Annotated in this window: 15 protein-coding genes; 11 read left to right on the forward strand and 4 right to left on the reverse strand. The window is 65.0% G+C overall.

Annotated elements, in window-relative coordinates; translation table 11 throughout:
- Nucleotides 1-68 precede the first annotated feature (68 nt).
- The gene (locus FA94_RS05540; RefSeq protein WP_035547628.1) at nt 69-1,916 is read left to right on the forward strand and encodes a tetratricopeptide repeat protein; all 1,848 of its coding nucleotides are present in this window, start codon (nt 69-71) and stop codon (nt 1,914-1,916) included.
- Nucleotides 1,917-2,038: 122 nt separating this feature from the next.
- Here the strand turns inward: FA94_RS05540 and FA94_RS05545 are convergent, their stop codons facing one another.
- Nucleotides 2,039-3,340, reverse strand: a complete 1,302-nt coding sequence (locus FA94_RS05545) for an MFS transporter (RefSeq protein WP_035547631.1) — start codon at nt 3,338-3,340, stop codon at nt 2,039-2,041.
- A gap of 318 nt (nt 3,341-3,658) precedes the next feature.
- On the opposite strand from FA94_RS05545, the gene FA94_RS05550 reads away from it, so the two are divergent.
- Nucleotides 3,659-4,183, forward strand: coding sequence for a GNAT family N-acetyltransferase (locus FA94_RS05550; protein ID WP_035547634.1), 525 nt, complete (start codon nt 3,659-3,661; stop codon nt 4,181-4,183).
- A 133-nt stretch (nt 4,184-4,316) separates the two neighbouring features.
- Here the strand turns inward: FA94_RS05550 and FA94_RS05555 are convergent, their stop codons facing one another.
- From FA94_RS05555 to FA94_RS05565, 3 genes are all read right to left on the reverse strand, one after another.
- Nucleotides 4,317-5,042, reverse strand: a complete 726-nt coding sequence (locus FA94_RS05555; RefSeq protein WP_035547637.1) for a DUF2968 domain-containing protein — start codon at nt 5,040-5,042, stop codon at nt 4,317-4,319.
- Between the two features lie 396 nt (nt 5,043-5,438).
- Nucleotides 5,439-7,052 carry a gamma-glutamyl-gamma-aminobutyrate hydrolase family protein gene (locus FA94_RS05560; protein ID WP_035547640.1) on the reverse strand — a complete coding sequence of 538 codons (1,614 nt, stop codon included), beginning with the start codon at nt 7,050-7,052 and terminating at the stop codon, nt 5,439-5,441.
- A 132-nt stretch (nt 7,053-7,184) separates the two neighbouring features.
- Nucleotides 7,185-8,942: a cation:proton antiporter gene (locus FA94_RS05565; RefSeq protein ID WP_035547643.1), complete on the reverse strand. Its 1,758-nt coding sequence runs from the start codon at nt 8,940-8,942 to the stop codon at nt 7,185-7,187.
- A gap of 208 nt (nt 8,943-9,150) precedes the next feature.
- Here FA94_RS05565 and FA94_RS05570 point away from each other — a divergent pair, with 208 nt between their 5' ends.
- The 9 genes from FA94_RS05570 to FA94_RS05610 all read left to right on the forward strand — a co-directional run bounded on the left by FA94_RS05570 (nt 9,151) and on the right by FA94_RS05610 (nt 20,864).
- Entirely contained in the window at nt 9,151-9,837 is a 687-nt protein-coding gene (locus FA94_RS05570) for a DUF2848 domain-containing protein (RefSeq protein ID WP_035547645.1), read from the forward strand.
- Between the two features lie 7 nt (nt 9,838-9,844).
- Nucleotides 9,845-11,197, forward strand: a complete 1,353-nt coding sequence (locus tag FA94_RS05575) for an MFS transporter (RefSeq protein ID WP_035547649.1) — start codon at nt 9,845-9,847, stop codon at nt 11,195-11,197.
- A 174-nt stretch (nt 11,198-11,371) separates the two neighbouring features.
- Nucleotides 11,372-12,052 carry a GntR family transcriptional regulator gene (locus tag FA94_RS05580; protein WP_035547652.1) on the forward strand — a complete coding sequence of 227 codons (681 nt, stop codon included), beginning with the start codon at nt 11,372-11,374 and terminating at the stop codon, nt 12,050-12,052.
- A gap of 85 nt (nt 12,053-12,137) precedes the next feature.
- Nucleotides 12,138-13,517 (forward strand): amidase, encoded by a 1,380-nt coding sequence (locus tag FA94_RS05585; protein WP_035547654.1) that lies wholly within the window; start codon nt 12,138-12,140, stop codon nt 13,515-13,517.
- A 195-nt stretch (nt 13,518-13,712) separates the two neighbouring features.
- Nucleotides 13,713-14,222, forward strand: coding sequence for a disulfide bond formation protein B (locus FA94_RS05590; RefSeq protein WP_035547657.1), 510 nt, complete (start codon nt 13,713-13,715; stop codon nt 14,220-14,222).
- 373 nt (nt 14,223-14,595) lie between these two features.
- A complete protein-coding gene (gene xdhA / locus FA94_RS05595; protein ID WP_081935713.1) occupies nt 14,596-16,143 on the forward strand; it encodes a xanthine dehydrogenase small subunit in 1,548 nt (515 codons plus the stop codon).
- On the forward strand, nt 16,143-18,587 hold the full coding sequence (gene xdhB, locus FA94_RS05600; RefSeq protein ID WP_035547663.1) for a xanthine dehydrogenase molybdopterin binding subunit: 2,445 nt from the start codon (nt 16,143-16,145) through the stop codon (nt 18,585-18,587). The genes xdhA and xdhB overlap by 1 nt, the downstream gene beginning before the upstream one ends.
- Nucleotides 18,588-18,712: 125 nt before the next feature.
- Complete coding sequence (gene xdhC / locus FA94_RS05605) at nt 18,713-19,729, forward strand: xanthine dehydrogenase accessory protein XdhC (RefSeq protein ID WP_035547665.1); 1,017 nt, start codon at nt 18,713-18,715, stop codon at nt 19,727-19,729.
- Nucleotides 19,730-19,811: 82 nt separating this feature from the next.
- Nucleotides 19,812-20,864 (forward strand): adenosine deaminase, encoded by a 1,053-nt coding sequence (locus FA94_RS05610; RefSeq protein WP_035547668.1) that lies wholly within the window; start codon nt 19,812-19,814, stop codon nt 20,862-20,864.
- Nucleotides 20,865-20,963 lie beyond the last annotated feature (99 nt).

A 20,963-nucleotide genomic window follows, 5' to 3' on the forward strand; every position in this document is an offset into this window, starting at 1 on the left:
AATCGGAGCGCGGTGCGTCGAGTGTGGGAAAATGCGGCCTCTGCCTCACCCGAATTCCATCCCCCGTCATGCAACCTGTATTTGACCGCGCTTTCGCGGCGCATCGTGACGGCCGCCTCGACGACGCCGAACGCGACTATCGCGCAACGCTCCAGGGCAATCCCACGCACGTCGATGCGTTGCACCTGCTGGGCGTCCTGCGCCATCAGCAGGGCCAGCACGCCGAAGCCGCCGAGCTCGTACGGCGCGCGGTGAAACTGCGCCCGGAAGACGCCGCGCTGCAACTGAACCTGGGCAACGCGCTGAAGGCGCTGGGCCAGATCGACAACGCCATCGAACAGTTTCGCAACGCACTGACGCTCGCGCCGTCGTTCCCGATGGCGCACTACAACCTCGGCAACGCGTACGCGTCGCAGGGCCGTCATGAAGACGCCGCCGACGCCTTCGAGAAATCGTTGCGTCTGCAACCGGACGACGCGTCGTCGCACAACAATCTGGGCAACGCGCGGCACGCGCTCGGCCAGCACACGGAAGCGATCGCGTCGTTCACGCGCGCGCTCCAACTGCGCCCCGGCCACGCCGGCGCGTTGAACAACATGGGCATGTCGCTGAACGCGCTCGACCGCGCGGACGAAGCGATTCCCTGCTTCCAGAAAGCACTGGCCGCCGAACCGCGCTTCGTCGCCGCGTACTTCAATCTCGCCAATACCTTCGACGCTACCGGCCGCCACGCCGAAGCGGTCAAATCGTTCGAAGCGGCGCTGCGCTTGCAGCCGAACCTGCCGCCGGCCATCTTCGGCATGGGCAATGCATTGGCGGCGTTGGGACGTCATGCGCAGGCGTTGCCGTATCTCGAACGCTCGGTCGGTCTCGATCCGCAATTCGCGCTGGCGTGGCTCAGTCTCGGCAACGCGCACCTCGCGCTGGGCGCGCATGCGCCCGCGGTGCGCGCGTTCGATCAGGCCTTGCGCCAGCGTCCCGACCTCGCGTCTGCACATATGAACCGCGCGCTGGCGTGGCTCGCGCTGCGCGATTTCGCACGCGGACTGCCGGAGTACGAATGGCGGCTGCAAACCATGGCGGAGCCGGCAATTCAGACGCTGCCGCGCTGGCACGGCGAACCGATCGATCAACGCACGCTGCTGATTCACGCCGAACAAGGTTTCGGCGACACGCTGCAGTTCGCGCGCTTCGTGCCGCTCGCCGCGCAACGCGCCGCGCGCGTGGTGCTCGAAGTGCAGCCTGCGCTGCTGGCGCTGCTGGCGCCCGTAGCGCAAGCCTGGCGCGTGACGCTGATCGCCCAGGGCACGCCGCGCCCAGCCGCCGATCTGCACTGCCCGCTGCTCAGCTTGCCGCTCGCGCTCGGTACGACTTACGACAGCATTCCGGCACGCACGCCCTACCTCGACGTGCCGGCCGCCTACGGCCGCAAATGGCGTGGTTCGCTCGGCGGCCAGGCGAAACGCAAGATCGGCATTGCGTGGACGGGGCGCATCCAGCCCAACGAAACCCGCTCCATGCCGCTCGCCGCGCTCGATCCGCTGTTCGCGCTCGACGGCATCGACTGGATCGTGCTGCAACCCGAGCTGAGCGCGGACGAACGCGCGGCGCTCGACACGCATCCGCGCGCGGGGTCGATTCATCGCTTCGATAAACGGATCGGCGATTTCGCGGATACGGCCGCGATCATCGAACGGCTCGACGCGGTGGTGTCGATCGATACGTCCATTGCTCACCTGGCCGGCGCGCTACGCAAACCGTTGTGGCTGATGCTGCCGTTCGCGGCGGATTGGCGCTGGTTTACCGGCGACGCGCGCAGCCCCTGGTATCCGGGCGCGACGCTCGTGCGTCAGCCGCAGCCGGGCGCGTGGCATGAGGTCGTCGAAGCGGTGGCGAACGAGTTGCGCCACGGTTAGCCGGCGCTTGTTTATCGACATTGGGAAAGCGGTTCCGCTTCCCGTGTGCCCAAACAAAAACCCCGCGCTTTTTCAGAGCGCGGGGGTTTTTATTTGTCCCGCCGAACGGCGGACGACGAGCGTCAGGCCGCTCGATACTGATTGCGCGATTCCGGCGTGCGATACAGCACCAGGGTCGCGACCAGCCCGCAGATCGCCGCCGCGCCGAGGAACAGTCCCGGCGCCGCCTTGTTGCTCGTGGTGTGAATCAGCATCGTCGAGATAGCCGGCGTGAAGCCGCCGATCGTCGTAGCGAGGCTGTACGCCAGCGAAAAACCGGCGGTGCGCACTTCGACCGGCATCACTTCGGTCAGCGCCACCACCATCGCGCCGTTATAGCTGCCGTACAGGAACGACAGCCACAACTCGACGGCCAGCAAGCGCGCGAACGACGGTTCGGCGACCAGCCATTGCAACGCCGGATACGCGGTAATGATGGTGAGAATCGTGAAAACCAGCAGCACCGGACGGCGGCCGATCCGATCCGACAAGGCGCCCGCGAGCGGCAGCCAGACCAGATTCGACAGACCGATACAGACGGTCACCACCAGCGTATCGATCGACGACAGTTTCAGCACGACCTTGCCGAAGGTCGGCGTGTAAGCCGTGATCATGTAGAACGACACCGTGGTCATGATCACCATGCCCATGCCGCCGAGTACGATGCCCCAGTTGGCGGCCATGGTCTTCACGATCTCGCCCATGCTCGGACGATGCTTGCGCGCCATGAATTCCTCGGTTTCCTGCAGCGAACGGCGGATCAGGAACAGGAACGGCACGATCAGGCAGCCGATCAGGAACGGCACGCGCCAGCCCCAGGCGCCCATCTGGTCAGCCGGCAAAACTTTGTTCAGGACCACACCGATCAGCGCCGCGAACACCACCGCAACCTGCTGGCTGCCCGACTGCCACGCGCAGTAGAAGCCCTTGTTGCCCTTGGTCGCGATCTCCGACAGATACACGGACACGCCGCCCAGTTCGACACCGGCGGAGAAGCCCTGCAACAGGCGGCCCAACAGCACGAGCGCCGGCGCGAGTACGCCGATCGTCGCGTAGCCTGGAATCGCCGCCACCGTGAGCGTGCCGAGCGCCATCAAGCCGAGCGTGAGGATCAGGCCTTTGCGACGGCCGTGATGGTCGATGTACGCGCCGAGCACGATCGCGCCGAGCGGACGCATCAGGAAGCCGGCGCCGAACACCGACAGCGACAGCATCAGCGACGCGAATTCGTTACCGCTCGGGAAGTAGGTCTTGGCAATGGCCGACGCGTAATAGCCGTAGACCATGAAGTCGTACATCTCAAGAAAGTTGCCGCTGACGACGCGGAACACTGTCTTGACTTTCGATTCCTGGGATGAGGAAGTGGCGTGTGTCGCTGTAGACATGACATTCTCTGGAAAGCCCGTCGCCCTCGGTTGTGGCGGCGATCAGGCAGTTGAAACGATCCACTGGCTTCGGTCAGGCGGTTGCCGCTGGCAAGGCAGCAGGAACGCGCCGGGGGCGCTGCATTTTCATGCTGAAAGCACTCGGCTGATATCAGGGTAAACATCGTGAAACAGGCCGAGCCCATGCCACGTAATGTTACCGTTGTTGGCGTTGTCGCGTAATGCATACAGAATCATTACAGACCCCGCCGGCCACCGACGACAGCCGTCGTCCCGATAGAATTTGCGTCCCGCCACTTCGCGCTGATCGCCACCCCGATGCAAGCCAACCGCACTCTCTCGCTGCGCCCCGCGACCCTCGCTGATGCCGCTCTGATTGCTTCGATCCATGCCGCCAGTTGGCAAGCCACCTATCGCGGTTTGCTGCCCGACGCCTTCCTCGACGGCGAAGTCACGCGTGAACGCGCGGCGTATTGGGAAGCGCGTCTGAGCGCGCCGGGCGGCGAGCGCCGCGTCGTCCGGATCGCTGAACTCGACGGCGAGCCGATTGGTTTTGTCTGCGCGGAACGTCAGCCGGAATCGGCGTGGGGCGTGCTGCTCGACAACCTGCATGCGTTGCCGGGCTATCAGGGCATCGGAGTCGGCAAGCTGCTGATGCGCGCCGCCGAGGATTGGACTCGCGCGCAAGGCGAGGCGCAGTTGTATCTGTATGTGCTCGAAGGCAATACGCCTGCAATCGGTTTCTACGAACGGCAAGGCTGGCAGTTCGTGGGCGCGGAACCGGATCACATGGGCGGTATGGATATCACCGCGCTGCGCTATGTGTACCGATTGAAAAAATAAACGGCTTCGGCGGGTCCGCGCGTCGCTCCGACCTTGGCGGATCAGTGCTTGACGTAAGCCGATCATGGCTACCGGGAACGGCGTCATAAAAAAACCCGGCCGATAATCGGTCGGGTTTTTTTCAGTCTCACGCTTACTTCTGCAGCGGCAATCCCGATTCGGTTTGCCGCTGCAGTTGCAGTACCTCACCCTGCACCTGACGCAGTTGCGCCTGCGCTTTCTCCTTCTCCAAACGCAACGCGGCCGCTTCGCTCTGCGTTTGCCGCTGGTAGTCGTTGACCCTGGCCTGCTGCGCACGCGCTACGTCGAGATCGGCCTGCAGACGTTTCGCGCGGTCTTCCGACAACGCAATGATGTCTTCGATATAAACCTTCTGCGCCAGCAACTGCGTGCGACGAATTTCGACCTCCGCGAGTTGCGCCGTTTGCAGAACGAAGTCCGCATAGATCAATTCCGCGCGCGCCGCGTCTTCGGACTTGATGACGCGCCAGAAATGTTTGTCCTGAAACAACGCGACGTAATACGTCATTTCCTGCGGATAGAAAAATAGACTCGCGCCGTAGCTGCCGTTATACGTGGTGCGCAGTTCGTTCAACTTTGCGCCGTGGATCATTTGCATCAATTCGGCGACGTTGCCCTGCGATTCGGCGACAGGGGTCGCCGTAGTTGAGATGCCCGATGCCGCGACGCCCGGCGCGTTGCCGACCGGCTGCGCGGTCAGGGCGTTCATGGCCGGCCGCGCGCCAGCCAAGGGGGCGGCCTCGCCGTCTTGCGCCGCCAGCACGAGACCACTTTGCTGCAACAGCACGCACGAGATTGCGAGCAACATGGCGCGCCATACAGTTAAGGGGTACTTCATAACGTGCTCCATGCGAATTCAAAACAGCCGACGATTATCGCGCGGATCAGCCGTCAAGCGAAGCACTCACGTGTCCCGAAATGGGACTTTAAATTGAGACAAATAGATCGCGAATAATTCCGCCGAATGGAGCGGGCTTATTGCGGAATAAACACAGTGGGATTGCGCGAAAACACGACGATCCGCCTCATGTGCGGACGAATCCGAATCTGCATGGGATTCAGGTGAATCAGGCGAAACCTGGCGGTGCGCCAGTAGCCGGATTGCCCGAGCGTGAAGTGCAAGCCGCGATTGTCGAGAGACAAACACGGCGAACTGAAAACGTTTTGGAAAACAGCAAACCTTGCGGAGCGCCAGGCCGCGCCACCGAAACGCAGACCTGGCGCTCCCACCCGCTTAAAAGCGCGTTTCGCGCGCCACCCGCAGGAACGTATCCAGCAACGGCGTGCAATCCAGCAATTCCGGCCCGCCCGCGCGATGAAACTCCGGATGCCATTGCACCCCCATCACGAAAGGCGCACGACGGTAACGCACCGCCTCGATGATGCCGTCGGACGCCGACACCGCTTCGATATTGAGGTCGCGCCCCAGCGTCTTGACCGCCTGATGGTGGATCGAGTTGACGATCGCATCGCGCCGGCCCGGGAACATGTTGGCCAGCGTCGACCCGTCCGGAAAGTGAATGCCGTGCCGATGCTGATCGTAGTTCTCGTTGACGTGCGCGCCGGCGGTGGGCACGTCGGTGGCGATGTCCTGATACAGCGTGCCGCCGAACGCCACGTTGATCAGCTGGCATCCGCGGCATACGCCGAGCACCGGCTTACCCGACTCGATGAATTCATGCAGCAATTCGAGCTCGTACATATCGCGCACGCGATCGCCCGGCCACTCGTGGCTGGTCGCGTTTTCCGCGTACGACTGCGGCGAGACATCCGCGCCGCCTTGCAGCAACAGGCCGTCCAGATGCTTGGCATAGTCGCGCAAACGGATATTGCTCGGATGCAGCATGCCCTGATGGCCGACCGTCGGAATCATGAACACCAGCACGTCGCGCGACATGACCCAGTGCGCGATCGATTCCTCGAGGTACTGCAGCGTCTTGCCGCGCAGCCCCTTCGCACCCGGCTCCGGGTGGAAGATCCGCGCCGACACGCCGATGCGCAGCGTGCGCTGCGTGATCCGTTGCCCCGCGCGATCGAACAACTGACGAGCGCGCGCCGCGATGATGCGGCCGAACACCGTCCACGCCGAATCGTTCTGCTTCAGATAGCGCGGCGGCGACGGCGGCAACGCGTTGGGCGGCGGCGGATTGGACGCGGAAAAATCCGGCGCTGCGCCGAAACCGGGCGGCGGTGCGCCGGCCGGACGCGCGGCGGAGGCGGCGGCCGCTTCCGGTACGGCGGCGACGCTATCCGCTTCCACTGAGGACGTCACTTCGCCGGCAAGCGGCTCGCTGCTCGACAGCGTCGTCTCGTGTTTCGGCGCGGCAGGTGTTTCGGCTGATGTTTCGGCAGGCTTAGCGTGGGCGCGGGCGTCGTGCGCCGCTTTGTCATGAACCGCCGCCTCCTGCTTCGCCGTCGATGCCGCAGCGGAACTGCGCGCCTCGGCGGCATCGCGCTGCCGGGCGGCTTGCGGATCGGCCGGCGTCACGGCGGAGGCGCTGTCGGGGTCGTCGGTGGACGATCTGACGGCGGCTTCCCCGGCCGCAGCCTCCGACGCAGCGGACGGCGTTTTCACGTCCTTGATCGGCGACTGGATGGAATCTTCGTGCGAGAGGGGCAACGAGGTCGCCGGATCGGGCGGCGGCTCGGCGGGCTTGAAAGACGCACCGGAGGGCGCGCCCGTCACCGTGCCAGAACCTGCGCCGGAACTCGCACCAGAGGGTGCGCCAGAACCCGCACCAGACCCGGCAATTGCACCAGAAGGACTTGCGCCAGACGGCGCGGGCGACGCCGAAGGCGACGGAGGACTGCCGGGCTGACCGGCGTTTTCAGGTTTGTTTTCGCTCATGACAGTCAGACAGGCGCCTTCCACGCGAACGAATGAATATGCCCTGATTATCCGCTAGCGAGCCAAGCCCCGCAAACCCGCACACAATTGCTCACATTGTTGTTTCAGACGACACAATCTCGCCGGACCTGATCAGGGATCCGGCTGTTCATCGAAAGTTTCGCGCAACGCGATCTGCATCGCCGCGTGGATCTTCACGCACCAGCGCCAGACGAGCGCCAGCAGCAGCGCCGCGCAGATCAACACGGCGGTGAGCAAGCCCGTAGGCGGCAATATCCCGCCCGACAGCGCGGCCAGCAGTAAAAACACCCCGACCATGGACACCACCGGCACCAGGTCGGAAATCGCGTAACGGATCGCGCGCGTAAAGCGCCCCGCCGTCGCCGGTTGAACGCTGACTTCGGCGAGCAGCAACGCGAGCGATTTGGTCTTCCGGTAGACGGCCACCAGAAACGGCAACGACACGATCAGCGCGATGCTCCACAGCACCACGCGCTGCAACGGCTCGGCAGCCAGCCAATGCGCGAGCCACGCGCTGGTGTACGGCGCGCTATACGACACCGTGAGAAAAATGGCGGCGACCAGCGCGAGATTCACCGCGATTTGCAGAATGATCCGTCGCGTCATGCTGAACAGCGTCGGTTCACCGCTCCCGGTGCTCAGGCTGCGCAACCACTGTCCATAGAGGCCGAACCCATTGACGAGCGTGCGTGGCATCGCCTGGCCGAGGCGCTGCGTCAGCGGGTCCGCGGCCTTGATCAGATACGGCGTGAACAACGTGGTCAACGCCGACACCGCCACCGCGATCGGATACAGAAACGCGCTCGTCACCTTCAGCGTCAAGCCGAGCGACGCGATGATGAACGAGAACTCGCCGATCTGCGAGACGGTCATGCCGACCCGCATCGCCGTGCGGCCGTCCTTGCCAGCCAGAAAAGTCCCGAGCCCGCACGACACGATCTTGCCGACGATCACCGCCACCGTGATCACCGCGATCGGCCACGCATAGTCGACCAGCACGGCCGGGTTCAGCATCAAGCCGATCGTCACGAAGAAGATCGCCGAAAACGCGTCGCGCAGCGGCGCAATCAGATGCTCGATGCGATGCAGATGACGCGACTCCGCCATGATCGCGCCAATCAGGAACGCGCCGAGCGCGATGCTGTAATCGAGCTTGACCACCAGCAGACAGAAGCCGAAACAGAAGCCGAGCACCGACACCAGCAGCATCTCGTCGCTTTTCGCGCGAGCCACGTAGTTCAGCGCACGAGGCACCACCAGAATACCCACCACCAGCGACACCGTCATGAACAGCAGCAGCTTGCCAAGCGTGACCATCGCGACGCCCGCACTCAACTGCCCGGTCTGCGCGATGCCCGACAGCAGCACGAGCATCGCGATGGCGAGAATGTCTTCGACGATCAGAATCCCGAACACCAGTTGCGCGAAGCTCTCGCGCTTGAGCCCCAACTCCGAGAGCGCCTTGACGATGATGGTGGTCGACGAGATCGCCAGGATCGCGCCGAGGAACAGCGAGTCCATCGAACTCCAGCCGAACGCGCTGCCGATCTCATAGCCGATCCACAGCATCAGCACGATTTCGGACAGCGCCGCGACGATCGCCGTCGCGCCGACCTTGAAGAGCTTGCGCAGACTGAATTCGAGGCCGAGCGAAAACATCAGGAACACCACGCCGAGTTCGCCCAGCGTCTGAATGGTCTGCTCGTCGTGAATCAGCTGGAACGGCGGCGTGTACGGTCCGATGATCACGCCCGCCGCGATGTAACCGAGCACCACCGGCTGCTTCAGGCGATGGAACAGCACGGTGACGACGCCGGCGAGCGCCATCACGACCGCCAGGTCCTGAATGAAGCCGATGCCATGGTGCATGAACGCGATCCTTACAGAAAGTAATGTCTCAAAAACGCAGTGTAACAAAGGATCGCGACACGCCTGTCGGCCGGAACATCCGCACGGAACGGGCTTGCCGGGTCATGGAACGATTCGATGCGACACGCAAACCGGAATGTTTTTGAAACGCTGGACGCTTGTGAAATATCACAATAATATTTGACGCATATTTTTACGGGAGTGCGTGATGCAGCAGGTGTCTTTCAACGTTGTGGACCGTAGCGGCGCGAGCCGCGCCGAGATCGTCGAAGTGAACCGTCTGACGATTGCCGGCTGGGCCGGGCGCGATCAGGCCGCGATCGAGCATCACATCGCCGAACTGGCCGAACTCGGCGTGAAACGGCCGTCCACCACGCCGTGTTTCTATCGTCTCGGCGCAGAACTGCTGACGCAGGCCGAGCAGATCGACGTGGTCGGCGTGAGGTCCAGCGGCGAGGCCGAATGCGTGCTGGTGAATGGCAAAGCGGGCCTGCTCGTCACGGTCGGCTCCGACCACACCGACCGCGAGGTCGAGGCCTACGGCGTCACGGTGTCCAAACAGGTATGTCCGAAGCCGCTCGCCCGCGACGCCTGGCGTTTCGACGACGTCGCCGGTCACTGGGACCAACTGGAATTGCGCGCCTACGCCGTGACGAACGGTGAGCGGCGCGTCTATCAGCAAGGCAGCGTCGCGTCGCTGCTGCCGGCCGCCGATCTGCTCACGCGCGCGCCGCTCGCGGCCGATGCGGCGATGTACTGCGGCACGCTGGCGGTACAGGGCGGCATCGTCGGCATGCTCGACGGCGACGCGCTCGAACTCGAATTGCACGACCCGATCCTGAACCGCACGCTGCGCCACGCTTATCGCGTGCGCGCGCTACCTATCGTCGAATGAGGCACCCATGAGCTCCCCTTCGCACTCCGTCAGCGCCGACGCGTCTTCCGACGCGTGGCTCGAAGCCGCCGCCCTGCGCAAGATCACGTGGCGCATCATGCCGTTCCTGTTTCTGGTCTATGTGCTGTCGTATCTGGACCGCGTCAACATCGGTTACGCGAAGCTGCAGTTCACCGGCGACCTGGGCCTCACGAACGCGGCGTACGGACTCGGCGCGGGGATCTTTTTCTTCGGCTATTTCGTGTTTGAGGTGCCGAGCAATCTGCTGCTGAAGAAGTTCGGCGCGCGCGCCACGATCGCCCGTATCACGATGCTGTGGGGCCTGCTGTCGTGCCTGATGATGTTCGTGCACAGCGAAACCATGTTCTACGTGCTGCGCTTTTTCCTCGGCGTCGCCGAAGCGGGTCTGGTGCCGGGCGTGGTGCTTTATCTGACGTTCTGGTTTCCGTCCGACCGGCGCGCGCGGATGGTCGCCGTGTTCATGGCGGCGATTCCGGTGGCCGGCATTATCGGTGCGCCGTTGTCGGGCTTTCTGATGTCGGCGCTTCATGAAACGCACGGTTTGCGCGGCTGGCAGTGGATGTTTCTGATCGAAGGTATTCCGTCGATCCTCGCCGGTTTCTGGGCGCTCGCCGTGTTGCGCAACACGCCGGCCGAAGCCGCGTGGCTGACCGACGACGAAAAGCGCGTGATCCTGCAGCGCCTCGCGCGCGAAAACAGCGCGGCCGCGGCGGCCGGCGCCGAGCATAGCCTCGCGGTGGCGCTGCGTTCGGGCCGCTTCTGGCTGCTGACGCTGATCTACTTCTGCCTCGTCACCGGCAACGCGGGTTTCTCGTTCTGGCTACCGCAGATCGTCAAGGATCTCGGCGTGACGAACCTCGTCACCAATGGCTTCGTCACCGCGATTCCTTATCTGGCGGCGGGCATCGGCATGATTCTGATCGGGCGCTCGTCGGATATCACCGGCGAACGGCGCTGGCATTACGCGGTGTGCTGTTTTATCGGCGCGGCGGGATTGCTGGGCAGCGCGTCGGTCACGAACTCGATTCCGCTCGCCGTGACCGGTTTGTCGATTGCGTATGTCGGGATTCTCGCGGGCTTCGGCATCTTCTGGTCGATGTCGACGACTTTCCTGCAAGGCTCGGCGGCCGTCGCCGGGATCGCGGTGATCAACTCGATCGCGAATCTGGCGGGCTATGTGAGTCCGTATGTGCTCGGCATCGTCAAGGACGCGACGCATAGCGTGACGCTTGGGCTGGTGCTGATCGCGGGGGCGTTGATCGTCGGCGGGCTGGTGACGCTGATGATGCCGCGCGTGAAGGTGCAACACGCGGCGGCGGCCGTGCCGGGCAACGCCTGATGCGTTTGCGGCTTTGATGTTTGTGTTTGCGTACGTGCGCGTTGTTTGCGGACGCGCGCATGCGAGGCCCGGCACGCCAAGCAGCGCGGCATGCGGCGCTCACCCGCCCTGGCCGCGCCGCCCGCGCAAAACCTTGCTCTACAATGCGGACGACATCGCCCGCCAGTTCCACACATGACGCTTTTGCAGACTGCCCGCCCTTCCCGACCCACCCGCGAGACCGCTGCCGCGAGCCTCGCCGAACAGGCCTATGCGTTCGTCAAACGCGAGATCATCACGATGCGTTTGCGGCCGAGCGAGGTGCTCAACGAAGCGGAGCTGATGGCGCTGACCGGCATCGGCCGCACGCCGGTGCATCAGGCGCTGCATCGGCTGGTGCACGAAGGCATGCTGACCATCATGCCGCGCAAAGGCATCATGGTCCGGCCGGTTTCGCTCGACGACGTGCTCGCGATCATCGACGTGCGGCTCGTGAACGAAAGCTACTGCGTCGAGCTGGCCGCGCGCCACGCGCAGCAGCACGATTACGACGCGATGCAGGCGCTGCTGGAGCGCTCGTCGGTGTGCGTCGCCGCGCACGACATTGAAGGCATGATGGATATCGACCGCGAATTCCATCTGGCGATTTCGGCCGCGTCGCGCAACCCGGTGCTGGCCGATATTCTGCGCGGCCTGCATGAGCGGTCGCTGCGCTTCTGGTTCATTTCGCTGTCCGAGCCGCATCATCTGGAAGACGTCCATGAGGAGCATCTCGAGCTGTTCCGTCTGCTGCGCGAACGCGACGCCGAAGGCGCGCGCGAGTCGGTGCAGAAGCATATCGAGGCGTTCCGCGCGACGCTGTTCAACCGGATGTGAGCACCCTCGACCGAACGCCCTGAACGGCGCGCTCTCAATCGAACTCAACCGGCTTGCCCGGTTCAACCGGATTCATACCGACATCATGGCCACTGCCTTCACGCCCTTCCCGCCGCTTGCCCAGCTCGCCGCCGATCTCGCCGCCGGCCGCACCACCAGCCGCGCGCTGGTCGAAACCGCGCTCGAACGGATTGCCGATCCGGCCGGCCAGGGCGCGGCCGTCTTCATGCACGTCGACGCGGACAACGCCCGCGCCGCCGCCGATGCGCACGACCGCCTGCGCGCCGCCGGCACGGTCCTCTCGCCGCTCGCCGGGATTCCGGTGTCGGTCAAGGACCTGTTCGATATCGAAGGCCAGCCGACCCGCGCCGGCTCCGTCGTACTCGCCGACGCGCCCGCCGCCAAAGCGGACGCGGTGGCGGTCGCGCGGCTGAAGCGGGCGGGCGCCGTGCTGGTCGGGCGCACCAACATGAGCGAGTTCGCGTTCTCCGGACTCGGCCTGAATCCGCACTACGGCAACCCGTTCTCGCCGTACCAGCGCGGCGTGAAGGGCGACGAGCGGATTTCGGGCGGTTCGTCGTCGGGCGCGGCGGCCTCGGTCGCGGACGGCATGGCGGCGATCGCACTCGGCACCGACACCGGCGGCTCGATTCGCATTCCGGCGGCGCTGTGCGGGCTGACCGGCTTCAAACCGACCGCCGACCGGATTCCCAGGCAAGGCGGCGTGCCGCTGTCGTCGACGCTCGATTCGTTCGGCCCGATCGGCGTCTCGGTCGCCTGCTGCGCGCTGGTGGACCGGATGCTGGCCGGCCTCGAGCCGCGCATTCCGGCCGCCCGGCCGCTCGAAGGCGTGCGCCTCGGCGTGCTGACCAATTTCGTCACCGACGGCGTCGAACCTGCCGTTGCCGCCGCGATCGACACGGCGCTCAAGCATCTGGAAGCGGCCGGCGCAATCGTCACCGAAGTGCGCTTCGCGCCGCTCGACCGTTTGCCGGAGATCAACCGCTTCGGCTTTTCGCCGATCGAAGCGTATGCGTGGCACCGTCCGTTGCTGGAGAAGCACCGCGAGCAATACGATCCGCGCGTGCTGGTGCGCATTCTCAAAGGCCAGCCGGCCAGCGCCGTCGACTATCTGGACCTGCTGGCCGAGCGCCAGGCGCTGCTGGACGAAGCCGCGCGCACGCTGTGGCAGCGGTTCGACGCGGTGATCGCGCCGACCGTGCCGGTGCTGCCGCCGCGCGTGGCCGACCTGGTGAACGACGACGACGCGTTCGGCCGCACCAATGCGTTGATCCTGCGCAATCCGAGCGTGTTCAACTTCCTGGATTCGTGCGCGCTGTCGCTGCCCTGCCATCTGCGCGGCGACGCGCCGGTCGGGCTGATGCTGGCCGGCGCGCCGCATGCCGACGACGCGTTACTCGCCATCGGCCGGGCCGCGGAGGCGGTGCTGAACGCGATTCGTTGAGTGGGTGAAGGCGGCGGGAAGGCGAAGGCGGGGCGGGAGCGCATTAATACAGCCGCAAGCGCGCCGGAAATGCGGCGAATCGCCGCGTTCCCCGCCCGCAAACGTGCCGTAATACCGCGATAAGCGGCGGGGCGGGGGTTCGCGCTAGAATCGCGGGCACCCGCCCTTTCCGTTTCCAAGACAGCCACATAATCCATGAATAACGACACTGCGATGCTGCGCCGCGAGCGCTCCCTGCTGGTTCTGCTTGGCCTGATCTGCGTCGCCCTCGTGGCCGGCGCGCTGTATTTGCAATACTTCCTGCACGAAGACCCCTGCCCGTTGTGCATCATCCAGCGCTATTTCTTCCTGTTGATCGCGATTTTCGCGTTCCTCGGCGCGCGTTTTAATAGCTGGCGCGGGGTCCGGCTGCTGGAAGTGATGGCGGCTTTGTCGGCGCTGGCCGGCGCATTGACGGCCGCGCGCCACGTCTACGTGCAGGCGAATCCGGGCTTTAGCTGCGGTTTCGATGCGTTGCAGCCGGTGGTCGACAGCCTGCCGCCCGCGCATTGGCTGCCGGGCGTGTTCAAGGTCGCCGGGCTGTGCGAAACGGCCTATCCGCCGATTCTGGGCCTGACGCTGCCGATGTGGTCGCTGGTCGCCTTCGTGGTGGCGTTCATCCCGCTGGCGCTGACACTGACGAAGAATCGCCGCCGGTTCGCCTGAACCACCCGCGGTATTGGAATAGCGCCGGCGTGCCGGCCGCCGTTCGCGGCGGCGCGAACTCCGGCGTTTTTTTGCGCTCATTACGTTTGCGCTCCCTCGCGCGCCGTTCCCCTCCGTATTCCGCAACACATCCCCGCCACACCCCGCCCCATCTGGCTTTGCGCCATTTTCACCGTCACGCAACTTCCCGGCGCGGCGCGAATCGTACTTATTCATGACCGCATCCGAATAAGCGTCATGCGCCATGGGAAATATTTTTGAGACTGGGTAGTGCTAAATTCGGACCTGGATGGCGATCTACGTGCGCGAGGCCGGCTTTGGCGCGACCCCATGCGTAACGCGCGCCCGGTCCGCACTGTCTTCTGGATTCGCCATGACATCGCAAACCATCCGCTTTTATCACCAGGGGTCCGTCCGTGAAGTCGCGGACGTTCCGGCGACGCGCACCGTGCTTCAGCACCTGCGCGAGGATCTGCGTTGCACGGGCACCAAGGAAGGTTGCGCGGAAGGCGACTGCGGCGCCTGCACCGTCGTGATCGGCGAACTGGACGCGCACGGCGAACTGGCGCTGAAAGCGGTCAACGCCTGCATCCAGTTCCTGCCCACGCTCGATGGCCGCGCCCTCTTCACCGTCGAAGACCTGCGCGCCGCCGACGGCACGCTGCACCCCGTCCAGCAAGCCATGGTGGATTGCCACGGCTCCCAATGCGGTTTCTGCACGCCCGGCTTCGTGATGTCGATGTGGGCGCTGTACGAAAACCAGCCGGCCGCCGCCGGCCTGCCCACCCGCGATGAGATCAACGCCGCGCTGTCCGGCAATCTGTGCCGCTGCACCGGCTACCGGCCGATCGTCGACGCGTCGCAGAAAATGTTCGATTACCCGCAATACCCGCGCGTGACGCTGGACCGTCAGGCCATCGCGGAGCAACTGCGCGCGCTGCAACGCCGCGACACCTTCGAATACCGCGCCCCCGACTCGCGCGGCGCCGGGTTCGGCTCACCCGCCTTCCACGCGCCGGTTTCGCTCGACGCCTTCGCCCGTCTGCGTGCCGAGCATCCGCAGGCGCGCCTGCTGGCCGGCAGCACCGACGTCGGCCTGTGGGTCACCAAGCAGTTCCGCGATCTCGGCGACATTCTGTACATCGGCAACGTCGCCGAATTGAAGACGATCGAGCGCGACGCACAAATGCTGACCATCGGCGCCGCCGCCACGCTCGAAGACGCGTACGCCGCGCTCGCCGTCGATTACCCCGAACTCGCCGAACTGTGGACCCGCTTCGCGTCGCTGCCGATCCGCAACGCCGGCACGCTCGGCGGCAATGTCGCGAACGGGTCGCCGATCGGCGATTCGATGCCGGCGCTGCTCGCGCTCGACGCCGAAGTCGTGCTGCGTCACGGCCCGAAAACCCGCACGCTGCCGCTCGACGCGTTCTACCTCGGCTACCAGAAAACCGCGCTGGCAGCGGGCGAATTCGTCGCGGCGCTGCGCGTACCGCGGCCGGCGGGCACGCTGCGCTTTCGCACTTACAAAGTGTCGAAACGCTACGATCAGGACATCTCGGCGGTGTGCGCGGCCTTTGCCTTGCAGATCGACGAAACCGGCACGATCCGGCAAGCCCGTATCGCATTCGGCGGCATGGCGGCGACGCCGAAGCGCGCCGCGCAAACCGAAGCCGTGCTGAGCGGCGCGACATGGAACGAAAGCACCGCGCGGCAAGCCATGAACGCGCTCGTCGCCGATTACCAGCCGCTTAGCGACATGCGGGCGTCGAGCGCTTACCGGCTGAAGGTGGCGCGCAACGTGCTGTGGCGCTTCCACCTCGAAACGCGCGACGACGCGCCGCTCGCGCTGTGCGACGTGAATGCATTCGCGTTCGAAACCGGCGCACCGGACGCCCTCGTGGCGAAGGAGCCGTCGTGATGAACCGCACCGATGCTTTCGTCGATCAGGCCGTGAAACCGATCGTGAATCAGGCTGCAAGGCACGCGGCGAATCCGGCCGCCAGGCACGTCGCGTCGCTCGACCACGACACGGCAATCGGCGTCTCGCTGCCGCACGAATCCGCGGCGCTGCACGTCAGCGGCGAAGCCACCTACACCGACGACGTCGCCGAACTGCACGGCACGCTGCACGCCGCGCTTGGCCTGTCGCGCCACGCGCACGCGCGGATCGTCTCGATGGATCTGGACGCGGTCAGAAACGCGCCCGGCGTGATCGCCGTGCTCACCGCGGAAGATATCCCCGGCGAAAACAATTGCGGCCCGGTGCTGCACGACGACCCGATTCTCGCCGTCGACGAAGTGCTGTATCTCGGCCAGCCGGTCTTCGCCGTGATCGCCGAAAGCCACGACCTCGCGCGCCGCGCCGCCGCGCTCGCGAAGAGCGACGACGTGATCCGCTACGAGCCGCTCGAAGCGATCCTCACGCCCGCCGAAGCCAAGGCGCGGCAGCAATACGTGCTGCCGCCGCTGCATCTGAAGCGCGGCGAGCCGGCCGCTAAAATCGCCGCCGCGCCGCACCGGATCGCCGCCACGTTCGAAGTCGGCGGTCAGGAACAGTTTTATCTCGAAGGCCAGATCGCGTACGCCGTGCCGAAAGAAATGGACGGCATGCTGGTCTACAGTTCGACGCAGCATCCGAGCGAAATGCAGCAGGTAGTCGCGCATATGCTCGACTGGCCGGCGCATAGCGTGGTGTGCGAATGCCGGCGCATGGGCGGCGGCTTTGGCGGCAAGGAATCGCAATCGGCAGTGTTCGCGTGCGTGGCGTCGCTGGCGGCGAAACTGCTGCGCCGCCCGGTCAAACTGCGCGCCGATCGTGACGACGATTTCATGATCACCGGCAAGCGCCACGACGCGATCTACGCATACGAAGCCGGCTTCGACGACAACGGCCGCATTCTCGGCGCGCGCGTCGAAATCGCTTTGCGCGCGGGCTATTCTGCCGACCTCTCCGGCGCCGTCGCGACGCGCGCCGTGTGCCATTTCGATAACGCGTACTACCTGTCCGACGTCGATATCGTCGCGCTGTGCTGCAAGACCAACACGCAATCGAACACCGCGTTTCGCGGCTTCGGCGGCCCGCAAGGCGCGCTCGTGATGGAGGTGATGATCGACAGCATCGCGCGTCAGTTGAAGCGCGATCCGCTCGACGTGCGCGTCGCCAATTACTATGGGATCGGCGAGCGCGATACGACGCCGTACGGGCAGCGTGTCGAAGACAACGTGATCGCGCCGCTGACCGACGAACTGCTCGACACCAGCGACTATCGCGCGCGCCGCGCGGAAATCGCGGCCTTCAACGCAACGAGCCCGGTGCTCAAACGCGGTCTGTCGTTCTCGCCGGTGAAGTTCGGCATTTCGTTCAACGTGCCGTTTCTGAATCAGGCCGGCGCGCTGGTGCATGTGTACAAAGACGGTTCGGCGCTGGTCAATCACGGCGGCACCGAGATGGGCCAAGGGCTCAACACGAAGGTCGCGCAGGTCGTCGCCAATGCATTGGGGTTGCCGCTCACGCGCGTGCGGGTCACGGCAACCGACACGTCGAAGATCGCCAACACCTCGGCGACCGCGGCATCGACCGGTAGCGATCTGAACGGCAAAGCCGCCGAAGCCGCCGCGCACACCATCCGCGCGCGGCTCGCCGAACTTGCGGCGAAGCAACTCGGCGGCCACGCGAACGACGTGCGCTTCGCCAACGGCGAGGTGTCGGTGAACGGCGGCGCGATGCCGTTCGAACAACTGGTGAGCGCCGCGTATCTGGCACGCGTGCAGTTGTGGTCGGACGGTTTCTACACCACGCCGAAGGTTCATTGGGACGCGAAAACGCTGACCGGTCACCCGTTTTATTACTTTGCGTACGGCGCGGCGGTGTCGGAAGTCGTGATCGACACGCTGACCGGCGAATGGAAACTGGTGCGCGCGGACGTGCTGCACGACGCCGGCCAGTCGATCAATCCGGCGATCGACATCGGTCAGGTGGAAGGCGGCTTCATTCAGGGCATGGGCTGGCTCACCACCGAAGAACTATGGTGGAACCGCGACGGCCGTCTGATGACGCATGCGCCGTCCACGTACAAGATTCCGGCGGTGAGCGACACGCCCGCGGCGTTCCACGTGCAGCTCTATCAGAACCGCAACGCCGAGCCGACCGTGTTCCACTCGAAGGCGGTCGGCGAGCCGCCGCTGTTGCTGCCGTTCTCGGTGTTTCTGGCGATTCGCGACGCGATCGCGGCCGCCGTGCCGAACGCGCAGCAAGCGCCGCCCTTACGCGCGCCGGCCACGCCCGAGGCGATTCTCGACGCGCTGGACGCCTTACATGCGGCAAGCGACACGCAACCCGCCGAATCGAGCGACGTGATGTGAAGAACGTGAATCGAAGCGCATGAACCGAACCACCCGAACCACGGCCCCACGCGACACGAACGCGTCGGACCACACTCAACCGGCCGCACGGACACCCCGCGCGGCCCTGTATGGAGACCCGCCGGATGCAAGCCTGGCTACCTGACCTGCAACAACTGCTCGCGCACGGCGACGCCGCCGTGCTGGTGACGGTCGCGCGCGTCGAAGGGTCGGCGCCCCGCGAGGCCGGCACCAAGATGATCGTCACGCGCGAATCGGCGAAACACACGATTGGCGGCGGCCACCTCGAATGGAAAGCGATCGAGACCGCGCGCCAGGTCTTGCGCGACGGCATGCGCTCGCCGCACATGCGCCGGCTGGAGCGTTTCGCGCTCGGCCCAAGCCTCGGCCAGTGCTGCGGCGGTGCGGTGATTCTCGCGTTCGAGCGGCTCGATATCGGCGATCTCGGCTGGATTACGTCGCTCGCGAAACGCGTGGCCGCGGGCCAATCGACGGTGCGTAGCGTATCATTCGGCCCCGCACCGGATGCGGTGATGCTGTCCGACCCCGAGCCGGGTGTCGACGCCGCCGACTGCCTGCTGTGGGACGGCGCCGGCTTCGACGACAGCGGCGCGCTGCTCACCGAGACCGTCGCGCCAGGCGACTTTTCGGTCGTGCTGTTCGGCGCCGGTCACGTGGGCGCGGCGCTGGTTCGCGTGCTGGCCACGCTGCCGTGCGCGGTGCGCTGGGTGGACGAGCGCGACGCGCAGTTTCCGCCGGCCGAACTGCTGCACGCGGCCAACGTGAAAATCGATCCGAACGACGCCCCCGACGAAGCCATCGACCAGGCTTTGCCGAACACTTACTTCATCGTGATGACGCATAACCACGCGCTCGATCTGGAACTGGCCGAGCGGATTCTGCGGCGTGGCGATTTCGCGTTCTTCGGCATGATCGGCTCGCATAGCAAGCGCAAGCAGTTCGAACACCGGCTCGCCGCGCGCGGCCTCGACCCGGCGCTGATCGGGCGAATGAAATGCCCGCTCGGCGTGGACGGTATCGTCGACAAGTCGCCGGAAATCATCGCGATCTCGGCGGCGGCGCAGGTGTTGCAAGCCGTCGAGGCGAACGCAGGCCTGCATCACGCGACGCATACGGTTTGACGCAAGGCGCCTTGTCCGACAGCCCTCAGATAAGGCGACAGCATCCAGTGCGAACCGACTCCAACACCACCCCTGACCGACCATGACTACAACGACCGCTACCCCCACGACGCTCGCCGACAAAACCGCGCGGGCACCGAAGGCCGAGTTGCACATTCATATTGAAGGCTCGCTCGAACCCGAGCTGATTTTCGCGCTCGCCGAGCGCAACGGCGTGAAGCTCGCGTACGACTCGATCGACGCATTGCGCGCCGCGTACGCGTTCACCGATCTGCAATCGTTCCTCGACATCTATTACGCCGGCGCGAGCGTGCTGCTGCACGAGCAGGATTTCTACGACATGACGACGGCATATGTGGAACGCTGCCTCGCCGACAACGTGATTCACAGCGAAATTTTCTTCGACCCGCAGACGCACACCGAACGCGGCGTGCCGATCGCGACGGCCGTCGCCGGCATTGAACGCGCGCTCGCCGACGCTGAAAAGCGCGGCATGACCAGCAAGCTGATTCTGTGTTTTCTGCGTCATCTGTCGGAAGAAGATGCGCTCGCCACCTTCGAAGAAGCGCGGCCGCTGTTCGAGCAGTACAAGCATCGCCTGATCGGCGTGGGGCTCGATTCGTCGGAGCGCGGCCATCCGCCCTCGAAGTTCGAACGCGTGTTCGCGAAGGCGCGCGCGCTCGGTCTGAAACTGGTCGCGCATGCGGGTGAAGAAGGCCCGCCGTCGTATATCTACGAAGCGCTCGATCTGCTGAAAGTGGACCGCGTCGATCACGGCGTGCGCAGTATCGAAGATCCGGCGCTCGTTGCGCGTCTGGCCGATTCGCGCGTGGCGTTGACCGTGTGTCCGCTGTCGAACCTGAAGCTGTGCGTGTTCGACGATCTGACCAAACACACGCTAAAGGACCTGCTGGATCGCGGCGTCGCCGTGACGGTGAATTCCGACGATCCCGCTTATTTCGGCGGTTACGTGAACGCCAATTATTTCGCCACTATCGACGCGTTGAAGCTCAACGATGCCGAGGTCTACACGATCATCCGCAACAGCTTCGAAGCGTCGTTCGTCACGCCCGAGCAACGCAGCGAACTGATCGCGAAGCTCGACGCGCACTGGCACCCAGACGGCCCGCACTGACGGGCCGACGTATAGCAGCCGGCGGCGGCGCACGCTCTCCAGAGAGCGCAGGCAAAACACCGTCGCCGAGCTGTTCAGCTTCCCACAATCGGAGACGGT

It is taken from the genome of Burkholderia sp. 9120 (assembly GCF_000745015.1).
Lineage (GTDB): Bacteria > Pseudomonadota > Gammaproteobacteria > Burkholderiales > Burkholderiaceae > Paraburkholderia.